The 1,903-nt window shown below is 48.1% G+C and carries 16 tRNA genes; all 16 read left to right on the top strand.

Annotation, left to right across the window (positions count from 1 at the left end):
* Window positions 1-2 precede the first annotated feature (2 nt).
* The 16 genes from CSV69_RS16480 to CSV69_RS16405 all read left to right on the top strand — a co-directional run bounded on the left by CSV69_RS16480 (window position 3) and on the right by CSV69_RS16405 (window position 1,582).
* Window positions 3-78, top strand: a tRNA-Ala gene (locus tag CSV69_RS16480).
* Window positions 79-102: 24 nt separating this feature from the next.
* Window positions 103-176, top strand: a tRNA-Met gene (locus CSV69_RS16475).
* Window positions 177-181: 5 nt separating this feature from the next.
* Window positions 182-258, top strand: a tRNA-Ile gene (locus tag CSV69_RS16470).
* Window positions 259-273: 15 nt separating this feature from the next.
* Window positions 274-366, top strand: a tRNA-Ser gene (locus CSV69_RS16465).
* Window positions 367-474: 108 nt separating this feature from the next.
* A tRNA-Met gene (locus tag CSV69_RS16460) sits at window positions 475-549 on the top strand.
* Window positions 550-551: 2 nt separating this feature from the next.
* Window positions 552-627 (top strand) — tRNA-Asp (locus CSV69_RS16455).
* A 51-nt stretch (window positions 628-678) separates the two neighbouring features.
* A tRNA-Phe gene (locus CSV69_RS16450) sits at window positions 679-754 on the top strand.
* Window positions 755-761: 7 nt separating this feature from the next.
* Window positions 762-834 (top strand) — tRNA-Thr (locus CSV69_RS16445).
* An 8-nt stretch (window positions 835-842) separates the two neighbouring features.
* Window positions 843-927: transfer RNA gene (locus CSV69_RS16440), tRNA-Tyr, on the top strand.
* Window positions 928-930: 3 nt separating this feature from the next.
* Window positions 931-1,001, top strand: a tRNA-Trp gene (locus tag CSV69_RS16435).
* 26 nt (window positions 1,002-1,027) lie between these two features.
* A tRNA-His gene (locus CSV69_RS16430) sits at window positions 1,028-1,103 on the top strand.
* 53 nt (window positions 1,104-1,156) lie between these two features.
* Window positions 1,157-1,232 (top strand) — tRNA-His (locus CSV69_RS16425).
* Between the two features lie 4 nt (window positions 1,233-1,236).
* A tRNA-Gln gene (locus CSV69_RS16420) sits at window positions 1,237-1,308 on the top strand.
* An 8-nt stretch (window positions 1,309-1,316) separates the two neighbouring features.
* Window positions 1,317-1,391 (top strand) — tRNA-Gly (locus tag CSV69_RS16415).
* A gap of 7 nt (window positions 1,392-1,398) precedes the next feature.
* Window positions 1,399-1,469 (top strand) — tRNA-Cys (locus tag CSV69_RS16410).
* Between the two features lie 32 nt (window positions 1,470-1,501).
* Window positions 1,502-1,582, top strand: a tRNA-Leu gene (locus CSV69_RS16405).
* Window positions 1,583-1,903: the final 321 nt, after the last annotated feature.

Below are 1,903 nucleotides of genomic sequence, written 5' to 3'. Positions count from 1 at the left end.
TTGGGGCCTTAGCTCAGCTGGGAGAGCGCCTGCCTTGCACGCAGGAGGTCAACGGTTCGATCCCGTTAGGCTCCACCAATAAATTTTAGACTGACTAATTGCAGCGGCGTAGCTCAGTTGGCTAGAGCATACGGTTCATACCCGTAGGGTCGGGGGTTCAAATCCCTCCGCCGCTATCTAAGGACCTTTAGCTCAGTTGGTTAGAGCAGACGGCTCATAACCGTCCGGTCGCAGGTTCGAGTCCTGCAAGGTCCACCAGTTTATTGAACACACGGAGGAATACCCAAGCCCGGCTGAAGGGATCGGTCTTGAAAACCGACAGGGGTGTTAAAGCCCGCGGGGGTTCGAATCCCTCTTCCTCCGCCATATTTTCTTCAACTTCAACTTCAACTTCAACTTTAGCTTTACTTTCTTAAGTTGTTATGTTAAGATAATAAAGGCGTCAAGTAAGCAACACAGTAACATTTGTATTATCGCGGGGTGGAGCAGTGGTAGCTCGTTGGGCTCATAACCCAAAGGTCACAGGTTCAAATCCTGTCCCCGCAACCAATGGTCCCGTGGTGTAGCGGTTAACATGCCTGCCTGTCACGCAGGAGATCGCCGGTTCGATCCCGGTCGGGACCGCCATTTTTTACATACGCTTCTAATTAGCGTCTTTCTAAAAAAACTAACAATAGTGGCTCAGTAGCTCAGTCGGTAGAGCAAAGGACTGAAAATCCTTGTGTCGGCGGTTCGATTCCGTCCTGAGCCACCATTTATATGCCGGTGTAGCTCAATTGGTAGAGCAACTGACTTGTAATCAGTAGGTTGAGGGTTCAAGTCCTTTCGCCGGCATCCTTACTGGTGGGGTAGCGAAGTGGCTAAACGCGGCGGACTGTAAATCCGCTCCCTCCGGGTTCGGCGGTTCGAATCCGTCCCCCACCACCATTTAGGGGCATAGTTCAACGGTAGAATAGAGGTCTCCAAAACCTTTGATGTGGGTTCGATTCCTACTGCCCCTGTATTTTTTAAAATAATAATTATTCTGGCGGTCGTGGCGAAGTGGTTAACGCATCGGATTGTGATTCCGACATTCGGGGGTTCGATACCCCTCGTCCGCCCCATTACTTTTAAAATAATTAACACCTATTACTATACTGTAAGTGATCATAACATGGCGGTCGTGGCGAAGTGGTTAACGCATCGGATTGTGATTCCGACATTCGGGGGTTCAATTCCCCTCGTCCGCCCCATTAGTGGGGTATAGCCAAGCGGTAAGGCAACGGACTTTGACTCCGTCACTCGTTGGTTCGAATCCAGCTACCCCAGTCAGTTTTGCGGAAGTAGTTCAGTGGTAGAATACGACCTTGCCAAGGTCGGGGTCGCGGGTTCGAATCCCGTCTTCCGCTCCACTATGTTGGCGGCATAGCCAAGCGGTAAGGCACGGGTCTGCAACACCCTTACCACCGGTTCGATTCCGGTTGCCGCCTTTTAATTTCATATAATTAATTACTTTACACGTGCCCGAGTGGTGGAATGGCAGACACGTCGCACTCAAAATGCGATGCCGCGAGGCGTGCCGGTTCAAGTCCGGCCTCGGGTATATCCTGGTCTTTTCCAGTTAAGTTGAGAAGGCCTAAAGCATCTACAAACGTTGATAACACAGCGTTTGTAGATGCTTTTTCTTTTTGGCGAATACGATAGAAAACGTTAGGTTTTGAAAACTTTTTACACAAATTTTACACAAGAATTACAAAATCATGTTCTCAAAGATTGAAATTGTTTCTTCTTCCTAAATTGCAATATTAAGTTAGCCACTTAGATAAAATCCAGTGTATGTATGAAGGGGGCTGTTATCCCTCTATCGATAATCTCTTTTTGAAAATACTAAGCTAACCTAGCTAACTCTTGTTCAAACAAAACG

Origin of the sequence: Sporosarcina sp. P26b (assembly GCF_002743245.1) — a bacterium.
In the GTDB taxonomy this organism is placed as follows: Bacteria; Bacillota; Bacilli; order Bacillales_A; family Planococcaceae; genus Sporosarcina; species Sporosarcina ureae_C.
Note: the sequence above shows the minus strand (reverse complement) of the source record. Positions and strands in the feature narration are given on the sequence as shown.